This is a genomic window from Variovorax durovernensis, assembly GCF_977011995.1.
The window spans coordinates 4,390,100-4,408,378 of sequence record NZ_CDRNCW010000001.1; the positions used below are offsets into that span (position 1 = coordinate 4,390,100).

An 18,279-nucleotide genomic window follows, 5' to 3' on the forward strand; every position below is an offset into this window, starting at 1 on the left:
GTGCTGCAATTCGCCGATGGCTGACCCGACCCTCGACGACCTGCGCCGCTACGCCGTGGCGCGCACCCTCTTCAAGCCGACCACGCTGCCGGCAGCAATCCGCCAACTCGGCTTCGTGCAGGCCGACCCGATCCGAGCCCCGGCGCGTGCACAAGACCTGACGCTGCGCCACCGCGTCAAGGACTACCGCGCAGGCGATCTCGAAAGCCGCTACACGCGGCTCGCCATCGAAGAAGACTGTCTCGTCAACTACGGCTTCCTGCCGCGCGAACACCTGGCGCTCATGCACCCGCGCGAGGCCAAGCGTGCATGGGATGCCGACACACGGCACAAGGCGGCCGACGTGCTGGCCTATGTGCAGGAACACGGTCAGGTGCATCCGCGACAAGTCGAACAGCACTTCGCGCATGGCCGCATCAAGAACTACTGGGGCGGCTCGAGCAACGCCACCACGCACCTGCTCGACGACATGCACTACCGCGGCATGCTTCGCGTGGTGCGGCGCGACAGCGGTACGCGCGTCTACGAAGCCGTGACGCACCAGCCCGCCGACGACAGCCCCGCCGGCCGCGCACAACGCGCTGCCGCGCTGATCGAACTGGTGGTGCGCAAATACGCGCCGCTGCCGGCCGCGAGCCTCACTTACCTCGTGCGCCTGCTCGGCTACGGCGCGCCGCATCTGTCGGCGCAGACGCAGGCAGCGCTGCGCATCGCGCGAGAAGAACTCGCGAGCTGCCGCATCGACGGCACGACCTGGTACTGGCCTGCCGACGAGAACCCGGCCTCGCGCCGCCACGCGCCCGACGATGCGGTGCGCCTGCTCGCGCCCTTCGACCCGGTGGTGTGGGACCGCCGCCGCTTCGAGCTGCTCTGGGACTGGACCTACAAGTTCGAGGCCTACACGCCCGCGCCCAAGCGCCAGTTCGGCTACTACGCGCTGCCGATGCTGTGGCACGACCGGGTGATCGGCTGGGCCAACTTCGGCAGCTCGGCCGAGGGACGGCTGAAGCCGATGTTCGGCTATGCCGACGGGAGGCCGCGCGACGCGGCATTCCGCGCGGCGCTGGACGACGAACTGCAGCGCATGGCGCTGTTTCTCGCGGGACGATGATGCCTTTCTTCCTATAATCGCCAGCCTCAGCCAGCTGCCCGCAACGGGCGCCAGCCGTCTTCGAAGGAACGAAGACCGCAGCTTCCACAGCTGCCCGCGACGACGCAACAAGAACCCATAAAACCCACCGGCCGCCAGCCCGAAGCCAGCCGCCGGTTTGCGCTCGCCCGAACCGAATCGACCGGATCAGAGACGAGAAGCCATGGCGCGCCCGCATTCGGCGCGCGCCGCAGCCACTCCCCCCAAACGCAGGACACAGGAGAAGCTGCACATGACATCGAAGAAGCATCGGCGCCCCGCTTGGCGCCATTCCCATACCCGCCGCGTCACGCTCGCGGCAACCGCCCTGGCGCTGGGCGCCGCCGTGCCAGCCTACGCCGAGGAGAAGGACGACGCCGCCGAAACCCGCAAGGCGCTGCCCACGGTCACGGTGTCGGGCGACGCCGGCGAGACCGCGACCGGGCCGGTCACCGGCTTCGTCGCCAGGCGCGGCGGCACCGCCACCAAGACGGACACCCCGCTGATCGAGACGCCGCAGGCCATCTCGGTGGTCACGCGCGACCAGATGGAGGCGCAGGGCGCGCTCACGCTGCGCGAGACCACCAACTACACGGCCGGCGTGGTGTCGAGCTACTTCGACAGCCGCGTCGACTCGTTCAAGGTGCGCGGCGGCGATGCCGTCCAGTACCTGGATGGGCTGCAGCGCACCTACGGCACGTACAACTCCACCAAGCTCGATCCGTACATGCTCGAGCGCGTCGAACTGCTGCGCGGCCCGTCGTCGGTGCTGTACGGGCAAGGCGGCATCGGCGGCGTGCTGAACATGGTGTCGAAGCGGCCGCAGGCCGAGACCCAGCGCGAAGTGCAATTGCAGCTGGGCAGCAACGCGCGCAAGCAGGTCGCGGCAGACTTCACCGGGCCGATCGACCCCGAAGGCAAGTGGCTCTACCGCCTGGTGGCTGTAAACCGCGACAGCGGCACGCAGGTCGACCATGTGCCGGACGACCGCATCCTGGTCGCGCCCTCGCTCACCTGGCGCCCGAACGCGGACACCTCGCTCACCCTGCAGGCGCTCTACCAGAAGGACAACAGCGGCTCGCTGATCGGCTTCTTCCCATGGCAGGGCACGCTGCTGCCCTCGCTCTACGGGCCGATTCCCACCTCGACCTTCATGGGCGAACCGGGCTTCGACCGCTTCGACTCCCGCAACACCTCGCTGGGCTACCTGTTCAGCCATCGCCTGAACGACACCTGGACCTTCCGCCAGAACCTGCGCTCGACCGAGACCAAGGTGGTCTACAACACCTCGTACACCAGCTTCACCGCCAACCGGCTCACCGGCCGCCCGGCCCGCCCGGTGTTCAACGCCGACCAGCGCACGCTCGAGCGCGACCTGAGCAGCGACATCAACGGCGGCAAGATGCTGCTGCTGGACAACCAGGCAGAGGCCCGTTTCAAGACCGGCGATGTCGAGCACACGGTGCTGCTGGGCGCCGACTTCCAGCGCAACACCACCTCCAAGCTGTCGGGCCGCGGGCGCGCCGGCGCCATCGATGTCTACGCGCCGGTGTACGGCAACTACACGCCGCCCACCAGCTACACGCGCTCGCCCGAGGTGGTGCAGAAGCAGGCCGGCATCTACGTGCAGGACCAGGTCAAGTACGGCCGCTGGATCGGCGTGCTGGGGCTGCGCCACGACAAGGCCACCACCGACACTCAGGGCCGCCCTGCGGAAGGCATCGACGCCAAGGCCACCACCAAGCGTGCCGGCCTGGTGTACCTGGCCGACGGCGGCTGGGCGCCATACCTGAGCTATGCGGAATCGTTCCTGCCGCTGGGCGGCGTCGATCTCAACAACACGCCCTTCAAGCCCCAGCGCGGCAAGCAATGGGAAGCCGGCGTCAAGTGGGAGCCCGAAGGCCAGCGCAGCTCGTTCATGGCGGCGGTGTACGACCTGCGCGACACCAACCGCAAAACCACCGACCCGACCAACCCGCTCAACAGCGTGCAGCTCGGCGAAGTGCACGTGAAGGGACTGGAGCTCGAATACAAGCGCAGCATCGCGCGCGACTGGGACTGGATCGCCACCTACGCCTATACCGACGCGCGCGTGTCGCGCAGCAACGCCGCCGACCTGGGCAAGCGTATCTCGGGCGTGCCCACGCACGCGGCTTCGGCGTGGGTGACGCACCGCTTCTCCATCGGCGGCGTGCCGGGCTTCTCGGCCGGCGCGGGCCTGCGCTACGTCGGCAAGTCGTGGGACGGCATGGACGCCAACCCGGTGCCGGCGGTCACGCTGCTGGACGCGATGTTCGCGTGGGACAACGGCCCGCTGCGCCTGTCGCTCAACGTGGCCAATCTCACCGACAAGGTGCAGCTCACCACGTGCCTGGCGCGAGGCGACTGCTTCTATGGCCAGCGCCGTACAGTGACCGCGTCCGCCACGTATCGCTTCTGAAGAAAATCCCCGCGCGGCCGAAGGTCTGGCGCGCGGGTGACAAGCCCGGCCGCGGCGCGCTCCTAGAATCGCGCCGTTGTCCGGCCTGCCGGACGGCAAGCGTTCTCAGGGCGGGGTGCAATTCCCCACCGGCGGTGATGGCGGCTTTTCTGAAAGAGATGCCGCACAAGCCCGCGAGCGCCTGGCGCCTTCAACAGATTCCAGGGTCAGCAGATTTCGGTGCGATTCCGAAGCCGACGGTCACAGTCCGGATGAAAGAGAGCGCGAAATGCGGGACGACCCGCGTGCCCTGCCATGCAGGCGCGCGGGTGGCCTCGTGGTTTCGTGCGCCCTGATTCAGGAAACCTGCTTTCAAGAGGCACACCATGAGTCAGATCAACGACCTTCCCCTCTCCGCCATTGCCGCGTCGGATTCGCCGCGCGGCACGCGCATCGCATTCGTCGAGGCGCAGTGGCATTCCGACATCGTCCACCAGGCACGCGACGCCTTCCTCGAAGAGATGACGCGGCTCGGCGTGGCGCGCGAGCTCATCGACATCTTCGACGTGCCCGGCGCCTTCGAGATCCCGCTGCATGCAAAGCGGCTCGCCAAATCCGGCAAGTACGCGGCCATCGTCGGCTGCGCGCTGGTGGTGGACGGCGGCATCTACCGCCACGAGTTCGTCGCGAACACGGTGGTCAGCACGCTGATGTCGCTGCAGCTGGAGACCGACGTGCCGATCTTCTCGGCCGTGCTCACGCCGCACCACTTCCATGAGCATGTGGAGCACCGCAAGTACTTCCATCGCCACTTCGCGGTCAAGGGCACGGAAGTGGCCGAGGCCTGCTTCAAGACGCTCAAAGCGCTCAAGCAGGTCGACGCGCTGCTGGCCGCGTGACAACGGCCGCGAGGCGTGGTGCCCGGTTCTTTTCATAATCGGCGCCATGACCGCACGCACCCCCACCACCGACTATCCGATGACGATCTACCACAAGCCCAACTGCAGCACGTCGCGCAACGTGCTGCAGTTGATCCGCGAAAGCGGCGTGGAGCCCGAGATCGTTCTCTACCTGGAAACGCCGCCGAGCAGGAAGAAGCTGCGCGAGCTGGCCAAGGCCATGGGCCTGGCCGCGCGCGACCTGCTGCGCGCCAAGGAAGCGCCGTATGAGGAACTGCAACTGGCCGACGAGAAACTGAGCGACGACCAGCTGCTAGACGCCATCGTTGCGCACCCCATCCTGCTGCAGCGGCCCATCGTGGTGTCGCCGCGCGGAACGCTGATGTGCAGGCCGTGGCAGCGCGTGGAAGAGATCCTGCCCACGAAGAAAAGCTAGACGGGCACTTCCTGCTCGAGGCCCCAGGCGACGTGCTCGCGCACGAGCTCGCTGGGGTGCTCCACGCGCGTGGCAAGCGCTTCTTTCGCGCCGTCCTCGCCCGCGCGAACCGCATTGCCCAAGGCCACCGCAATGTTGCGCAGCCAGCGCTCATGGCCGATGCGGCGGATCGGGCTGCCTTCAGTGCGGCGCAGGAAGTCGGCCTCGGTCCACGCAAAAAGCTCTGCCAGCGAACGCCCCGTGAGCCCTTCGCGCGCGTCGAAATCGGGCAGCTCGCTCTTCTTCGCGAACTTGTTCCAGGGGCAGATCAGCTGGCAGTCGTCGCAACCGTAGATTCGGTTGCCCATCAAGGGGCGCAGCTCCAGCGGAATGGCTGCGCCGTGCTCGATGGTGAGGTAGGAAATGCAGCGCCGCGCATCGAGCCGCCGGGGTGCGACGATGGCCTGCGTCGGGCACACGTCGATGCATGCGCTGCAACTGCCGCAATGCGCGGTCACGGGCTCGCTCGGCGGCAGCGCCATGTCGACGTAGATCTCGCCCAGGAAGAACATCGAGCCCGCGTCGCGGTCGAGCACCAGCGTGTGCTTGCCGCGCCAGCCCTGCCCGCTGCGCGAGGCCAGCTCGGCCTCGAGCACGGGGGCCGAATCGGTGAAGGCGCGATGGCCGAAGGGGCCGACCTCCTCGGCGATGCGCTCGGCCAGCTTCGCGAGCCGGTTGCGCAGCACCTTGTGATAGTCCCTGCCCCGCGCATAGACCGACACGATGGCTTCGCCGGGCCGCGTGAGGCGGTCGAATTCGACGGCCTGCCACTCGGGGGCGGTGTCGCGCGGCAGGTAGTTCATGCGCGCGGTGATCACGCTCACCGTGCCCGGCACCAGCTCGGCCGGGCGGGCGCGGCGGGTGCCGTGTGTTGCCATGTATTGCATCTCGCCATGGAACCCGTGGGCCAGCCACTGCATCAGACCGTCCTCGGCGCTCGATAAATCGACGCCCGCGATTCCGATTTGGGAGAATCCGAGTTCCCGGGCCAAAGCCTGAATACGAACAACGAGTGGATGGCTGACGATCACTTGCCGATTGTAGAAACGCAAACGAGCACCCGCATCCTGCGCTGGCGCAGCGAAGACGACACCGACGCTTTCGCGCAGGCGCTCGCCGCATCGCCCGCATTGCGCGACGCCTTCATCGCGCTGCATGGCGACCTCGGCGCCGGCAAGACGACTTTCGTTCGACACCTGCTGCGCGCGCTCGGCATCGCGGGGCGCATCAAGAGCCCCACCTATGCGGTGGTCGAGCCGCACGACGCGCCCGACGGACTGCAGATCTTCCATTTCGACTTCTATCGCTTCGCCGACCCGCGCGAATGGGACGACGCCGGCTTCCGCGACATCTTCGCTGGCCCGGGCCTCAAGCTGGCCGAATGGCCCGAAAACGCCGCGGGCCGCACACCAATTGCCGACCTCGCTATTAAAATAGAAGCAATGACTGACGACACACGCAGCGTGACCCTCCTCGCGAACACCCCTCGCGGCAGCGATCTGCTGGCGCGCATCGCCGCATGAAGGCGGTCGGCCTGAAACGGCGCGTGCTGCTGCAGGGCGGCAGCATCGCGCTGATGCTCGGCGTGCACCAGATCGCGCGCGGCGCGACCATCCTCGCGGTGCGCGTCTGGCCCGCCGCCGACTACACCCGAGTGACCATCGAGTCCGACGCGCGCCTCAATTCGCAACAGCTCGTGGTGGGCAGCCCGCCGCGGCTCGCGGTGGACATCGAGGGCATCGACCTCAACCCCGAACTGCGCGAACTGGTCGGCAAGATCAAGCCGGGCGACCCGTACATCAACGGCCTGCGTGTCGGGCAGAACGCGCCGAAGGTGGTGCGCATCGTGTTCGACCTGAAGCAGGCCGTGGTGCCGCAGGTGTTCTCGCTCGCACCGGTGGCCGCATACAAGCACCGGCTGGTGCTCGACCTGTACCCGGAGCAGGCCGTCGACCCGATGGAAGCGCTGATCGCCGAGCGCCTGCGCGACGCGCCCCGCACGCCGCAGGGAAACAACCCGCCCGTGGCCGGCATCGTGCCCTCGAACCCCACCGCGCCGGCGGTCGACCCGCTCGGCGACCTGATGGCGCAGCAGGCCATGCGCCCCGGCCCGCAGTCGCCGCCGCCCGCCGTGGTGGCCGGCAACGATCGCCCGCAAGCGCCGGTGATCGTCGCGCCACCGCCCGTCGTGGGCACCGCGCCCGTCAGGCCCGTCGCGCCACCTCCATCACCGCCGCCGGTGGCCGCGCCCCGCGGCGGCACCGCCACGGCGAGCCGCACCGACCGCATCATCATCGTGGCGCTCGACCCCGGCCACGGCGGCGAAGACCCCGGCGCCATCGGCCCCAACGGCACGCGCGAAAAAGACATCGTGCTGCAGGTCGCGCACCGGCTGCGCGAGCGCATCAACGCGGGCAGCGTCAACGGCAGCCCGATGCGCGCCTTTCTCACGCGCGACGCCGACTTCTTCGTGCCGCTGGGCGTGCGCGTGCAGAAGGCCCGGCGCGTGCAGGCCGACCTTTTCGTGAGCATCCATGCCGACGCCTTCACCACGCCCGCCGCGCGCGGTGCCAGCGTGTTCGCGCTGAGCCAGAGCGGCGCGTCGAGCAGCGCCGCGCGCTGGATGGCCAACAAGGAAAACGAGGCCGACAAGATCGGCGGCGTCAACGTGGGCGGCCACGAGGCGCAGGTGCAGCGCGCCCTGCTCGACATGAGCACGACCGCGCAGATCAACGACAGCCTCAAGCTCGGCGGCGCGATGCTGGGCGAGATCAAGAACATCGGCGCGCGGCTGCACAAGGGGCAGGTCGAGCAGGCCGGCTTCGCGGTGCTGAAGGCACCCGACATTCCGAGCGTGCTGGTCGAAACCGCCTTCATCAGCAACCCGGAAGAAGAAGCGAACCTGCGCCGCGTCGAATACCAGGAAAGCCTGGCCGATGCGCTGATGCGCGGCATTCAGCGCTACTTTGCGCAGAACCCGCCGCTCGCGCGCAGCCGCCAGCTCTGAGGCGCAAGCGGGGCTTTTGTAAAGCCAAAGCATGCCCTGCTGTCCCACGCGGGCCGGCCCGTGACAGCGCACAGGGAGGCGCGGCAGGCTCCTACACCGTGCCAAAGAGCAATCTGGACATGATGACTCATCACTCCTCGAAAGGTGCACATCATGAAGACACGACTCTGGATCGCAGCAGCTGCGGCTACTTCCGTCATGGCTATCGCGGGTTGCGCAAGCGGCCCCAACCAGAACCTCGGAACTGGCGTGGGTGCGGTGGGCGGCGCGCTGGTGGGTAATGCCATCGGCGGCAACACTGCAGCCACCGTCGGCGGTGCAGCCATCGGGGGCATCATCGGCAACCAGGTGGGCCGCAATGCCGACGAACGCAACTACAACCGGCAGCGCTATCCGCAAGGCAGCGGCTACTACCCGAGCAACGGCCCGAACTACTGATCCGGTTCAGGCCCAGGGATGAAAAAAGCGCGCCCTCGTGGCGCGCTTTTTACGTTTTGAGGTGAATGGGTCGCGGATCAGGCCGCGGGCAGTTGCGCAGCACGCGCCTTCTCGGCCTTGGAAGCGCGCCATGCGCCGTAGATCGCGATCAGACCCGGAATGAAGATCAGCGCCCAGATGATCTTGTCGAGATGCTGCCGCACGAACGGCAGGTTGCCGAAGAAGTAGCCCGCCGTCGCGATGCCCAGCACCCAGATCAGTGCGCCCGCGACGTTGTACGCCGTGAACTTGGCGCGGTTCATTTCCGCCACGCCGGCCACGAAGGGTGCGAAGGTACGAATGAAGGGCATGAAGCGCGCGAGCACGATGGTGATGCCGCCATAGCGTTCGTAGAAGCCATGCGCCTGGTCGAAGGCCTTGCGGTTGAAGAAGCGCGAGCTCTCCCACTGGAACACTTTCGGCCCGAAGTAGCGGCCGATCGAGTAGTTGCACTGGTCGCCCAAAATGGCCGCCGCAATCAGGATGCCGCAGGCCAGCGGAAAACTCATGAGCCCCGCGCCGCAAAGCGCGCCGACGATGAAGAGCAGCGAGTCGCCGGGCAGGAACGGCATCACCACCGCCCCCGTTTCCACGAACACAATCAGGAAGAGAAGCGCATAGACCCACGGGCCATAAGCGATGACGAACTGCTCGAGATGCTTGTCGACATGCAGGATGAAGTCGACGAGAAAGCTGATGATTTCCATGGGCGCGGATTATCCTTGCTGAACCCGAACGCCCCCTGAATCCCCCCAACATCAGGCTCGGCGGCACCCCTCCTAAAATGACGCGGTGAGTGCCCTCCCAACCTTTCCCTCCCCCACCGAACGCCGCCCCATCCGCGAACTGCCCGACGAGTTGATCAGCCAGATCGCCGCTGGCGAAGTGGTCGAGCGGCCCGCCTCGGTGGTGCGCGAACTGTTGGACAACGCGCTCGACGCGGGCGCCCGCCAGGTCACGGTGCGGCTGGCATCGGGCGGCGTGCGGCTGATCTCCGTCGAGGACGACGGCATGGGCATTCCGCGCGAAGAGCTCACCGTGGCCCTGCGCCGCCATGCCACCAGCAAGATCGCGAGCCTCAACGACCTCGAGACGGTCGGCACGATGGGCTTTCGCGGCGAGGCGCTCGCAGCCATCAACGCGATCGCCGAACTCAGCATTCTTTCGCGCTTTGCCGGCGCCGACACGGCCTTTGCGCTCGACGGCCGCACCGGCGAACTCCGGCCGGTGGCCCGCTCCACCGGCACGACGGTCGAAGTGCGCGAGCTGTTCTTCGCGACGCCCGCGCGCCGCAAGTTCCTGAAGACCGATGCCACCGAGCTTGCCCATTGCATCGAGGCGGTGCGCCGCCATGCGCTGGCGCGGCCCGAGGTGGGCTTCTCGATCTGGCACGACGGCAAGCTGGTGGAGCAATGGCGCGCCGCCGATATCCGCGAGCAGCGGCTGGCCGATGCGCTGAGCGACGAGTTCGTGGCGCAGAGCGTGGCCGTCGACCGCGTCGGCGGTCCGGTACGCGTGGTCGGCCGTGCCGGCATTCCCGATGCGGCCCGCTCGCGCGGCGACCAGCAGTTCTTCTACGTCAACGGCCGCTTCGTGCGCGACAAGGTGCTGTCGCACGCGGTGCGCAGCGCCTATGAAGACGTGCTGCACGGCCACCGCCAGCCGATCTACGCGCTGTACCTCGAGATCGATCCGTCGCGGGTCGACGTGAACGTGCATCCGACCAAGATCGAGGTGCGCTTTCGCGATGGACGCGAGATCCACCAGGCCGTGCGCCATGCCATCGAGGACGCGCTGGCGGCGCCGCGCGCCGGCGATGCCGTGGCCGCTTCCAGCCCGCCGCAGCCCTTCTTCAAGCAGACACCGCTGCCGCCGAACGCCAGCTGGGCGCAGCCCGCTATCAATTTCATAGCTCAGGAGCGTGGTGCCGGGGATTTCGAGGCGCTGTGGCCTCAACAGCGCGCCGATAACGAGCCGCAACGGAATGAAACGGCCTTCGAACAGCCCTCGAACTGGCCTCTGGGCGGCTCGACTGCGCCGTTGGCCTTCCGCTCGCCTGCCGGCCCAGGCCTGCCAGCAAGCCCCGCCGCGGCCCCCATCGCCACCAATGACGAGGCCTGGCCTCTCGGCCGGGCATTGGCCCAGCTGCAGGGCATCTACATCCTGGCCGAGAACAGCCAGGGACTGGTGGTGGTCGACATGCACGCGGCGCACGAGCGCATCGTCTACGAGCGGCTCAAGACACAGCTCGACGGCGCGGCCATCACCAGCCAGCCGCTGCTGATTCCCGCCACCTTCGCGGCCACGCCGCAGGAAGTAGCCACGGCCGAAGCCTGCGCGGCGGTGCTGCCGACGCTGGGGCTGGAGATCACGCCGTTCTCGCCGCGCACGCTCGCGGTGCGCGCCGTGCCCGGAACGCTGGCGGACGGCGACCCGGTGGAGCTGGCGCGCAGCGTGCTGGCCGAACTGGGCCAGCACGACGCAAGCACCGTCGTGCAGCGTGCCCAGAACGAATTGCTCTCCACCATGGCCTGCCACGGCGCCGTTCGGGCCAACCGCAAGCTCACCATCGACGAAATGAACGCACTGTTACGCCAGATGGAAGCGACCGAGCGTTCCGACCAGTGCAACCACGGCCGGCCCACCTGGCGGCAGCTCTCCATCCGCGAGCTGGACGCGCTTTTCATGCGCGGTCGATAGCCCGGAAAGCGCCTTTCAGAGGGTTTTCGAGGGGTTCGGGCAGTCATCCACAGCGCAGGCACGCACGTTGCATAGGCTCCACAAAGCGCCTGCGAGCGTTGTTTCAGGGAGTTAACCGCGGCGCAATGTCGGCACGCCGCGGCCAGAGCAGGTGAACTTTTCCGCCGACTTCGCTGTCCCTCAACCTCATGATGAAACGCTGGACCCTCCTCGCGTCAGTCTTTTCGCTTTGCGCCCTGCTGGCGGCCGGTTGCTCGACGCTCGACGAACAGCAGCGCCAGTGGATCTTCCAGCCCAGCGACCGCAGCTGGGGCAATACCGCCTCCATGGCCCAGGGCATGGAAGACGTGTGGATCGACTTCCAGTCTTCCCTCACCGGCGAGCCCGCGCGCCTGCACGGCCTGTGGCTGGGTGGCAAGCCCGAGACGACCGACACGCCCGTGCTGCTGTACCTGCACGGCGCCCGCTATAACGTCGCCGGCTCGGCGCCGCGCATCCAACGCATGCACGAGCTGGGCTTCTCGGTGCTGGCCATCGACTATCGCGGCTTCGGGAAGAGCTCCAAGGGCCTGCCCTCCGAGGAATCAGCCCGCGAAGACGCCCGCGCCGCCTGGACGTGGCTGGCAGCGCGCCACCCCAAGCAACACCGCTACATCTTCGGCCACTCGCTCGGCGGCGCCATCGGCATCGACCTGGCGGCACACGTGAACGACGAGAGCGGCGTGATCGTGGAGAGCACCTTCACCTCGATCGCCGACGTGGTGAGCGGCTTCAAGTGGGGCTGGCTGCCCTTCGGCCCCTTCATCACCCAGCGCTTCGAGGCGATCAACACGGTCAAGAACATCACCGCGCCGCTGCTGGTGGTGCACGGCACGGCCGACAGCCTGATCAACCCCACGCTGGGCCGCAAGCTATATGACGCGGCCACGGTGCCCAAGCTGTTCGTGCTGGTCGAGGGCGGCTCGCACCACGACACCAACTCTGTCGGCGAGGCGCAGTACCGCGCGGCGCTGGGGCAATTGTTTCGCATGAAGCCGGAGGCCACGCTTGCCAGCAACGGCGGCCCGGCCCGGCCGACGCCACGGCTCGCACCGCCAGCCGCCGCCGCGCCCGCTGCCCAAGACGTGCGCGGCGCCGCACCTTCGCCGGTACCCGCGGCCATCTGATCGACGATTCCGCGCAACGGCGTCTGCGGGCAAGCCCCGCGGCGCCGAAGCCCCCCGCGCCATTTGCTACCCTCGGCGCATCATGTCTCCCAGCTTCCCTCCGGCCGCCGCGGCCAACGCGGCTGCCTCCCCGGCCTCGCCGGGCGCCGCGCCCCCTCCAGATTCACCGCGCTATGTCGCACTCGCCGGCCCCACCGCGTCCGGCAAGACCGCGGTGGCGCTGGCCATGTCGATGGTCCGCCCCGTGGAAATCGTCAGCGTCGATTCGGCGCTGGTCTACCGCGGCATGGATATAGGCACCGCCAAGCCCACCGCCGAAGAGCGCGCCGCCGTACCGCACCACCTGATCGACATCCTCGACCCGCGCGAAAGCTACAGTGCCGCCGCCTTCGTGGCAGACGCTACGCGGCTCATTGGCGAGATCCGCGCGCGCGGCGCGATGCCGCTGCTGGTGGGTGGCACCATGCTGTATTTCAAGGCGTTGTTCGACGGCATCGACGCGATGCCCGCCGCCGACGCCGCCGTGCGCGCGCGCATCGACGCCGAAGCGGCCACGCTCGGCTGGCCCGCGATGCATGCGCGGCTCGCGCAGGTCGACCCGGTCACGGCCGCGCGGCTCGCACCGCAGGACAGCCAGCGCATTCAGCGCGCGCTCGAAGTGTGGGAAAGCAGCGGGCAGCCGCTGTCGAGCTTTCATGCGAGCGACAACAAGACAGCCAGGCCCGTCGAAGGCGGCGTTCTGTTCTCGCTCGAACCCGCCGACCGCGCGTGGCTGCACAAGCGCATTGCCGAGCGCTTCGACGCGATGCTGGCAGCCGGCTTCCTCGACGAGGTGAAGGCGCTGCGCACACGCGGCGACCTGTCGACCGACCTGCCCTCGATGCGCTGCGTCGGCTACCGCCAGGCGTGGGAAACGCTCGACGCGTGCGGCGCGTCGCAGCCCGACGCCCGGTCCATGGCCGACCTGCGCGAACGCGGCATCGCCGCCACGCGCCAGCTCGCCAAGCGGCAGGTCACCTGGCTGCGCAGCATGCCGCAGCGCACCGTGATTGCCTGCGACGCGCCCTACGCGGTGCAGAACGCCGTTCAACTGATTGCAAAGGCCATGAGCCCCAAGAGCCCCGGATGACGCTGCGAATTTCAAACCTCGGCAAGCACTACGGCGAATCGCCCGTCTTCGAGAACGTGACGCTCGCCGTCGAGCCCGGCGAGTTCGTCGCCATCGTGGGTGAGTCGGGTGTCGGCAAGTCGACCTTGCTCAACTGCATGGCCGGCCTGGACAGCTGGGACCAGGGCACGGTCACGCACGACGGCACGGACATCGGCGCGCTCGACGGCGAAGCCTGCGCGCTCTGGCGCCGTCGCCACGTGGGCTTCGTGTTCCAGGCCTTCCACGTGCTGCCGCATCTCGACGTGGCGCAGAACGTGTCGCTGCCGCTGATGCTGCTGGGCCAGCAGCGCGACGACGGCCGCGTGGCGCAGATGCTCGAAGCGGTGGGACTGCCCGGCATGGGCGCGCGGCTACCGCAAACGCTGTCGGGCGGCCAGCTGCAGCGCGTGGCCATCGCACGCGCGCTGGTGCACCGCCCCGCCCTGCTGCTGGCCGACGAGCCCACCGGCAACCTCGATCCGGCCACCGCCGCCAAGGTGATGGAACTGCTGATCGGCCAGACGCGCGAGCACGGCGCGTCGCTCGTGCTGGTCACGCACTCCGAGAGCGCGGCGGCCCGGGCAGACCGCCTGCTGCATCTGCGCGCCGACGGCATCGCTGCCTGAGATTTCCGGACTGCGCTCAATGCCATCGCCGAGTACGGCAAAAGTTGGCAGAAACAGCGCCGGATTTCCGAGCCCCCAGGACGGGTTCTCATAGCATTCGGCGGCCCGTAGCCAGGCCATCTGCGAACACACCGACGCCTGCAGTTCATCTGCTTCAAAGGCATGGTGGTCCCGCGTGCCCAGCCAACTCAAAAACGGCTTTGCAACGCAATCAGGGGGATCATCCATGCTCGACAGAAGAAACTTCGTTCTAGGCACACTCGCTTCATCCGCGCTGGTCGCCTGTGGCGGCGGCGGAAGCGGCGACACCGCTTTCAGCCAGTGCTCATCGGTGCCAATCGCCTGTGCCGGCAGCAGCGGCGCCGCCACAGCCATCAACCGATACCGCCAAGCCAATCTGCTGGCCAGCCACACGCGCTACGGCGCCCGCTTCACGGAGCCGGAATTCATCAACGGCTGGGGCATCGCCATTCGCCCGGCCGGTGCCGGCGGCCATTTCTGGATCGGCGGCGGCGGCATCTCCTGGCAGTACCTGGGCGACGTGACGCGTTCCACCGACCCGGCATTGCGCACGCTGCAACAGGATGGCCTGCGCGAGGTGACCGTGTCGGCCGCCGACGCCGGCACGGGCGATGACAGCCTCGGCAAGGTTACAGGCGTCGTATTCAACGGCGCGGCCCTGAGCTCGAACCTGTTCCGGGTGCAAGGCCAGCCGGCTGGCACGCGCATGCTCGATGGCTCGGCGCGCTTCATCTTCGTCACTGACAGCGGCAGCGTGAGCGCCTGGACCGAGCGCGATGCGGACAGTGGTGCCATCGTGCGCGTCGACGGCCCAGCCGTGGAAGTCTTCAACGGCGCGGATCAGGGCATGGCCTTCTTCGGCGCCGCCATCCACACCGGCCGATGGGACCGCCTGTGGCTGGCCGACTTCGGCGCGCAGCCGCAAATACGCACGCTCGATGCACAGTGGCAACCGGTGCCCACGCAGGGCTTCGCCAATCCCTTCGCGAGCGGACCGGCGGGCATGGCGCGGCCTGGCGACCCTGTGCCGTTCAACATCCAGGTGGTGAACGACGGAACCCGGGACCGGGTGTTCGTGCTGTATGCCCTGAGCCAGGCAGACCCGGCCCAGGCCAATGCCTTTCACGCCGGCGAGGAAGATGCCCTGGATGCCGCAGCCGAAGCCGCCACGGGCAACCGGCCCGCGCGGGGCAAGCTGGCCGAGTTCGATCTTGACGGCCGCCTGCTGCGCATCTACGCGGACGACGACCGGCTCAACGCCCCTTGGGGCGTGGCCATCGCGCCGGCCGACTTCGGTGCGTTGTCGGGCCGGCTGCTGGTCGGCAACTTCGGCGGTGCGGGCCGCATATGCGCCTTCGACCTGGGCAGCGGGCAGTATGTGGACGACCTGCGCGACGCACAGGACAAGCCGGTCGCCATCGCCGGCCTCTGGGGCCTGCAGTTCGGCAACGGCGTGGCGCTGGGCGACAGCAACGCGCTGTACTTCGCGGCCGGCCCGCAGGACGAAACCGAAGGGCTCTTCGGCTCGCTGCGCGCCGCCTGAGGCCTTATGACTGCGGGGCGAGCAACGCCGCGTAGCGCGACAGGTCGACGTTGCCCCCGCTGATCACGATGCCCACGCGCTGGCCGGCGATGGCCTTGCCCGCCGCAATGGCGCCCGCAAAGGCGAGGCAGCCGGTCGGCTCCACCACCATCTTCATGCGCTCGGCGAAGAAGCGCATGGCGTCGACGAGCTGCGCGTCGGTCACGGTGAAGATGTCGTCCACGTCGCGGCGGATGATGCCGAAGGTGTACTCGCCCAGGTGCTGGGTCTGCGCGCCGTCGGCGATGGTCTTGGGCGTCTCGATGTGCACGATCTTGCCCGCGCGGAACGACTGCTGGCCGTCGTTGCCTGCCTCGGGCTCGACGCCGTAGACCTTGCACCGGGGCGACAGCGCGCGCGCCGACAGCGCGGAGCCCGACAGCAGCCCGCCGCCGCCGAGGCACACGAACAGATGGTCGAGCGGGCCGGTCTCCTCGATGAGCTCCTTCACCGCCGTGCCCTGCCCGGTGAGCACGTCCGGGTGGTCATAGGGCGGAATCATGGTCATGCCGCGCTCCTGCGCGAGCCGCCTGGTCAGCGCCTCGCGGTCTTCGGTGAAGCGGTCGTACATCACGACTTCCGCGCCGTAGCCCTGCGTGGCCGCGACCTTGGCGGCGGGCGCGTCCTTGGGCATCACGATCACGGCGGGCATCGACAGCAGGCGGGCCGACAGCGCGATGGCCTGCGCATGGTTGCCCGAAGAAAAGGCGATCACGCCGCCCTTGCGCTGCGCAGCGTCGAACCTGGACAGCGCGTTGAAAGCGCCGCGGAACTTGAAGGCACCCATGCGCTGGAAGTTCTCGCACTTGAAGAAGAAGCTGGCGCCCCAGCGCTCGTCGGCGGTGGTCGAGCGCAGCACCGGTGTGCGATGGGCATGGCCCTCGAGCCGCGCGGCAGCGGCGATGACGTCGTCGTAGGTAGGTAGTTGCATGCGCCGAGCTTAGCGGCGGCTTGCAATCTTTTGCAGCCCCGATGAGTAAAAACCCGGGATGCGCGGACGCCCCGAAGTTTGTACTCTGTATACAGAGTTCAGACCCGGAGACCGTCCATGCCAGCCCAGCTCGTCAGCATCGAAGCCGCCCCCGACCTCGTCGACCAGGTCTACCGCGCCCTGCTCGGCGCCATCAGCAGCGGCACGCTCGCGCCGGGCGAGCGCATCACGCAGGAAGACATCGCTCAGCGCCTGTCGGTCTCGCGCCAGCCGGTGCTGCAGGCGCTGCGGCTGCTCAAGAAAGATGGCTTCGTGCTCGACGCGCCGGGCCGGGGCGTGCTGGTCGCGCCGCTGGAGGCCGAGGCGATGCGCAAGGTCTACCAGGTGCGCGGCGCGCTCGATGCGCTGGCCGCGCGGCTCGCGGCGCAGCAGCGCTTTCGCATCGACCCCAAGCTCATCGAGCGTGGCCGCCGCGCCGCGCGCGGGCGCAATGTGGAAGCCATGCTCGATGCCGACGTGGCCTTCCACCGAGCCATCTACGAGGCTTCGGGCAACCCGTTGATCGGCCAGAGCGCCGACCCGCACTGGCGTCACCTGCGCCGCGCAATGGGCGCGGTGCTGCAGGCCGAGCCGCAGCGCGAATCGCTCTGGGACGAGCACGAGGCGATTGCCGCCGCCATCGCGGCCGGCAACGCGGAGCGCGCGGCGCGCCTGAGCGAGGAACACGTCTCGCGGGCCAGCGAGGCACTGAGCGAGCGGCTCGCGCAGCAACTGGCGCGCGCCGCATCCATGACCCCACCGACAAGAAAAGGAGACAAGGCATGAAGCTGACCCCGGAGCAACGCGCGCAGTTCGAGCGCGACGGCTATCTGTTCTTCCCTGGCCATTTCTCGGCCGAAGAGACGAAGGCGCTGACCGACGCGGTGCCGGACCTCTACGACCGGCGCGAGGCCTTCAACGTGCGCGAGAAAGGCTCAGACGCGGTTCGCACGAACTTCGCCGCGCACCTCATCAGCGAGCCGTTCGCGCGGCTGGCGCGCCACCCGCGCATGGTGGGCCCGGTGACCGACCTCTTCGAGGAAGAGGTCTACATGCACCAATTCAAGATCAACGGCAAGATGGCCTTCGAAGGCGACGTGTGGCAGTGGCACCAGGACTACGGCACCTGGCTCAACGACGACCTGATGCCCACCGAGCGCGCGATGAACGTCGCGATCTTCCTGGACGACGTGAACGAGCACAACGGCCCGCTGATGTTCATTCCTGGCAGCCACCGCAAGGGCGTGGTCGATGCCAGGCATGACCTGACCACCACCAGCTACCCGCTGTGGACGGTCGACAACGACCTGATCCGCCAGCTGGTCGACCGTGCCGGCGGCAAGCACGGCGGCATCGTCTCGCCCAAGGGGCCGGCGGGCTCGATGATTCTTTTCCACAGTTGCCTGGTGCATGCCTCGGGCAGCAATCTTTCGCCCTTCAACCGCGTGGCGGTGTACCTGAGCCTGTGCGCTGTCAGCAACCACATCCGGCGCCACAAGCGGCCCGAGTACATCGCGCACCGCGACTTCACGCCCATCGAGATGCTGCCCGACGACTGCCTGTTGAAGCCCTATCCGGTGGAGGTGCCATGGAAGAACGGCCTGCCCGAGAGCGCGCTGCGCACCTCGCTCGACGTGCTCGACACCGCGGAGGCCTGA

The 18,279-nt window shown here is 68.2% G+C and carries 17 protein-coding genes and 1 riboswitch; of the genes, 14 read left to right on the forward strand and 3 right to left on the reverse strand.

The genetic code is table 11. From position 1 onward, the window contains the following. Nucleotides 1-16: 16 nt before the first annotated feature. From ACWV14_RS20925 to arsC, 4 genes are all read left to right on the forward strand, one after another. Entirely contained in the window at nt 17-1,111 is a 1,095-nt protein-coding gene (locus ACWV14_RS20925; RefSeq protein WP_454903480.1) for a DNA glycosylase AlkZ-like family protein, read from the forward strand. A 271-nt stretch (nt 1,112-1,382) separates the two neighbouring features. Further along, a complete protein-coding gene (locus ACWV14_RS20930) occupies nt 1,383-3,569 on the forward strand; it encodes a TonB-dependent siderophore receptor (protein ID WP_454903481.1) in 2,187 nt (728 codons plus the stop codon). Between the two features lie 97 nt (nt 3,570-3,666). Next, nucleotides 3,667-3,836, forward strand: a riboswitch (FMN riboswitch). Between the two features lie 98 nt (nt 3,837-3,934). Beyond that, nucleotides 3,935-4,447: a 6,7-dimethyl-8-ribityllumazine synthase gene (locus tag ACWV14_RS20935; RefSeq protein WP_454903482.1), complete on the forward strand. Its 513-nt coding sequence runs from the start codon at nt 3,935-3,937 to the stop codon at nt 4,445-4,447. 46 nt (nt 4,448-4,493) lie between these two features. Continuing rightward, on the forward strand, nt 4,494-4,883 hold the full coding sequence (arsC, locus tag ACWV14_RS20940) for an arsenate reductase (glutaredoxin) (protein ID WP_454903484.1): 390 nt from the start codon (nt 4,494-4,496) through the stop codon (nt 4,881-4,883). Here arsC and queG read toward each other — a convergent pair. Next, nucleotides 4,880-5,953, reverse strand: a complete 1,074-nt coding sequence (queG, locus tag ACWV14_RS20945) for a tRNA epoxyqueuosine(34) reductase QueG (RefSeq protein ID WP_454903485.1) — start codon at nt 5,951-5,953, stop codon at nt 4,880-4,882. The genes arsC and queG overlap by 4 nt on opposite strands. Between queG and tsaE the strand changes: the two genes are divergently transcribed. The 3 genes from tsaE to ACWV14_RS20960 all read left to right on the forward strand — a co-directional run bounded on the left by tsaE (nt 5,939) and on the right by ACWV14_RS20960 (nt 8,367). Continuing rightward, nucleotides 5,939-6,445 (forward strand): tRNA (adenosine(37)-N6)-threonylcarbamoyltransferase complex ATPase subunit type 1 TsaE, encoded by a 507-nt coding sequence (gene tsaE / locus ACWV14_RS20950; RefSeq protein WP_422087294.1) that lies wholly within the window; start codon nt 5,939-5,941, stop codon nt 6,443-6,445. The two genes, queG and tsaE, sit on opposite strands and share 15 nt — an antisense overlap. Further along, nucleotides 6,442-7,929, forward strand: a complete 1,488-nt coding sequence (locus ACWV14_RS20955) for an N-acetylmuramoyl-L-alanine amidase (RefSeq protein WP_454903487.1) — start codon at nt 6,442-6,444, stop codon at nt 7,927-7,929. Before tsaE ends, ACWV14_RS20955 begins: the two co-directional genes overlap by 4 nt. 153 nt (nt 7,930-8,082) lie before the next feature. Beyond that, a complete protein-coding gene (locus ACWV14_RS20960; RefSeq protein WP_422087296.1) occupies nt 8,083-8,367 on the forward strand; it encodes a glycine zipper domain-containing protein in 285 nt (94 codons plus the stop codon). 77 nt (nt 8,368-8,444) lie between these two features. On the opposite strand, the gene ACWV14_RS20965 is transcribed toward ACWV14_RS20960, so the two are convergent. Further along, nucleotides 8,445-9,113, reverse strand: a complete 669-nt coding sequence (locus tag ACWV14_RS20965; RefSeq protein WP_454903489.1) for a DedA family protein — start codon at nt 9,111-9,113, stop codon at nt 8,445-8,447. Between the two features lie 85 nt (nt 9,114-9,198). Between ACWV14_RS20965 and mutL the strand changes: the two genes are divergently transcribed. The 5 genes from mutL (at nt 9,199) to ACWV14_RS20990 (ending at nt 15,612) form a co-directional block, all read left to right on the forward strand. Then, the gene (mutL, locus tag ACWV14_RS20970; protein WP_454903491.1) at nt 9,199-11,106 is read left to right on the forward strand and encodes a DNA mismatch repair endonuclease MutL; all 1,908 of its coding nucleotides are present in this window, start codon (nt 9,199-9,201) and stop codon (nt 11,104-11,106) included. A 191-nt stretch (nt 11,107-11,297) separates the two neighbouring features. Further along, a complete protein-coding gene (locus tag ACWV14_RS20975) occupies nt 11,298-12,272 on the forward strand; it encodes an alpha/beta hydrolase (RefSeq protein WP_422087299.1) in 975 nt (324 codons plus the stop codon). A gap of 82 nt (nt 12,273-12,354) precedes the next feature. Continuing rightward, on the forward strand, nt 12,355-13,401 hold the full coding sequence (gene miaA, locus ACWV14_RS20980; RefSeq protein ID WP_454903492.1) for a tRNA (adenosine(37)-N6)-dimethylallyltransferase MiaA: 1,047 nt from the start codon (nt 12,355-12,357) through the stop codon (nt 13,399-13,401). Then, a complete protein-coding gene (locus ACWV14_RS20985) occupies nt 13,398-14,048 on the forward strand; it encodes an ABC transporter ATP-binding protein (protein WP_454903494.1) in 651 nt (216 codons plus the stop codon). Before miaA ends, ACWV14_RS20985 begins: the two co-directional genes overlap by 4 nt. A gap of 226 nt (nt 14,049-14,274) precedes the next feature. Then, nucleotides 14,275-15,612 (forward strand): TIGR03118 family protein, encoded by a 1,338-nt coding sequence (locus ACWV14_RS20990; RefSeq protein WP_454903496.1) that lies wholly within the window; start codon nt 14,275-14,277, stop codon nt 15,610-15,612. 4 nt (nt 15,613-15,616) lie between these two features. Here ACWV14_RS20990 and ACWV14_RS20995 read toward each other — a convergent pair whose 3' ends face one another. Beyond that, nucleotides 15,617-16,582: a threo-3-hydroxy-L-aspartate ammonia-lyase gene (locus tag ACWV14_RS20995; RefSeq protein ID WP_454903497.1), complete on the reverse strand. Its 966-nt coding sequence runs from the start codon at nt 16,580-16,582 to the stop codon at nt 15,617-15,619. Between the two features lie 117 nt (nt 16,583-16,699). Between ACWV14_RS20995 and ACWV14_RS21000 the strand changes: the two genes are divergently transcribed. Then, nucleotides 16,700-17,407, forward strand: coding sequence for a GntR family transcriptional regulator (locus tag ACWV14_RS21000; protein WP_454903498.1), 708 nt, complete (start codon nt 16,700-16,702; stop codon nt 17,405-17,407). Beyond that, on the forward strand, nt 17,404-18,279 hold the full coding sequence (locus ACWV14_RS21005; RefSeq protein ID WP_454903499.1) for a phytanoyl-CoA dioxygenase family protein: 876 nt from the start codon (nt 17,404-17,406) through the stop codon (nt 18,277-18,279). The genes ACWV14_RS21000 and ACWV14_RS21005 overlap by 4 nt, the downstream gene beginning before the upstream one ends.

What these genes read in the sequence shown, in the direction of transcription:
- ACWV14_RS20960 (WP_422087296.1), top strand. Translation starts at nt 8,083, where the DNA reads ATGAAGACACGACTCTGGATCGCAGCAGCTGCGGCTACTTCCGTCATG.
- ACWV14_RS20965 (WP_454903489.1), bottom strand. Translation starts at nt 9,113, where the DNA reads ATGGAAATCATCAGCTTTCTCGTCGACTTCATCCTGCATGTCGACAAG.
- ACWV14_RS20955 (WP_454903487.1), top strand. Translation starts at nt 6,442, where the DNA reads ATGAAGGCGGTCGGCCTGAAACGGCGCGTGCTGCTGCAGGGCGGCAGC.
- ACWV14_RS20990 (WP_454903496.1), top strand. Translation starts at nt 14,275, where the DNA reads ATGCTCGACAGAAGAAACTTCGTTCTAGGCACACTCGCTTCATCCGCG.
- arsC (WP_454903484.1), top strand. Translation starts at nt 4,494, where the DNA reads ATGACCGCACGCACCCCCACCACCGACTATCCGATGACGATCTACCAC.
- tsaE (WP_422087294.1), top strand. Translation starts at nt 5,939, where the DNA reads ATGGCTGACGATCACTTGCCGATTGTAGAAACGCAAACGAGCACCCGC.
- ACWV14_RS20975 (WP_422087299.1), top strand. Translation starts at nt 11,298, where the DNA reads ATGAAACGCTGGACCCTCCTCGCGTCAGTCTTTTCGCTTTGCGCCCTG.
- ACWV14_RS20925 (WP_454903480.1), top strand. Translation starts at nt 17, where the DNA reads ATGGCTGACCCGACCCTCGACGACCTGCGCCGCTACGCCGTGGCGCGC.
- ACWV14_RS20930 (WP_454903481.1), top strand. Translation starts at nt 1,383, where the DNA reads ATGACATCGAAGAAGCATCGGCGCCCCGCTTGGCGCCATTCCCATACC.
- ACWV14_RS20935 (WP_454903482.1), top strand. Translation starts at nt 3,935, where the DNA reads ATGAGTCAGATCAACGACCTTCCCCTCTCCGCCATTGCCGCGTCGGAT.
- ACWV14_RS21005 (WP_454903499.1), top strand. Translation starts at nt 17,404, where the DNA reads ATGAAGCTGACCCCGGAGCAACGCGCGCAGTTCGAGCGCGACGGCTAT.
- miaA (WP_454903492.1), top strand. Translation starts at nt 12,355, where the DNA reads ATGTCTCCCAGCTTCCCTCCGGCCGCCGCGGCCAACGCGGCTGCCTCC.
- ACWV14_RS20985 (WP_454903494.1), top strand. Translation starts at nt 13,398, where the DNA reads ATGACGCTGCGAATTTCAAACCTCGGCAAGCACTACGGCGAATCGCCC.
- ACWV14_RS21000 (WP_454903498.1), top strand. Translation starts at nt 16,700, where the DNA reads ATGCCAGCCCAGCTCGTCAGCATCGAAGCCGCCCCCGACCTCGTCGAC.
- ACWV14_RS20995 (WP_454903497.1), bottom strand. Translation starts at nt 16,582, where the DNA reads ATGCAACTACCTACCTACGACGACGTCATCGCCGCTGCCGCGCGGCTC.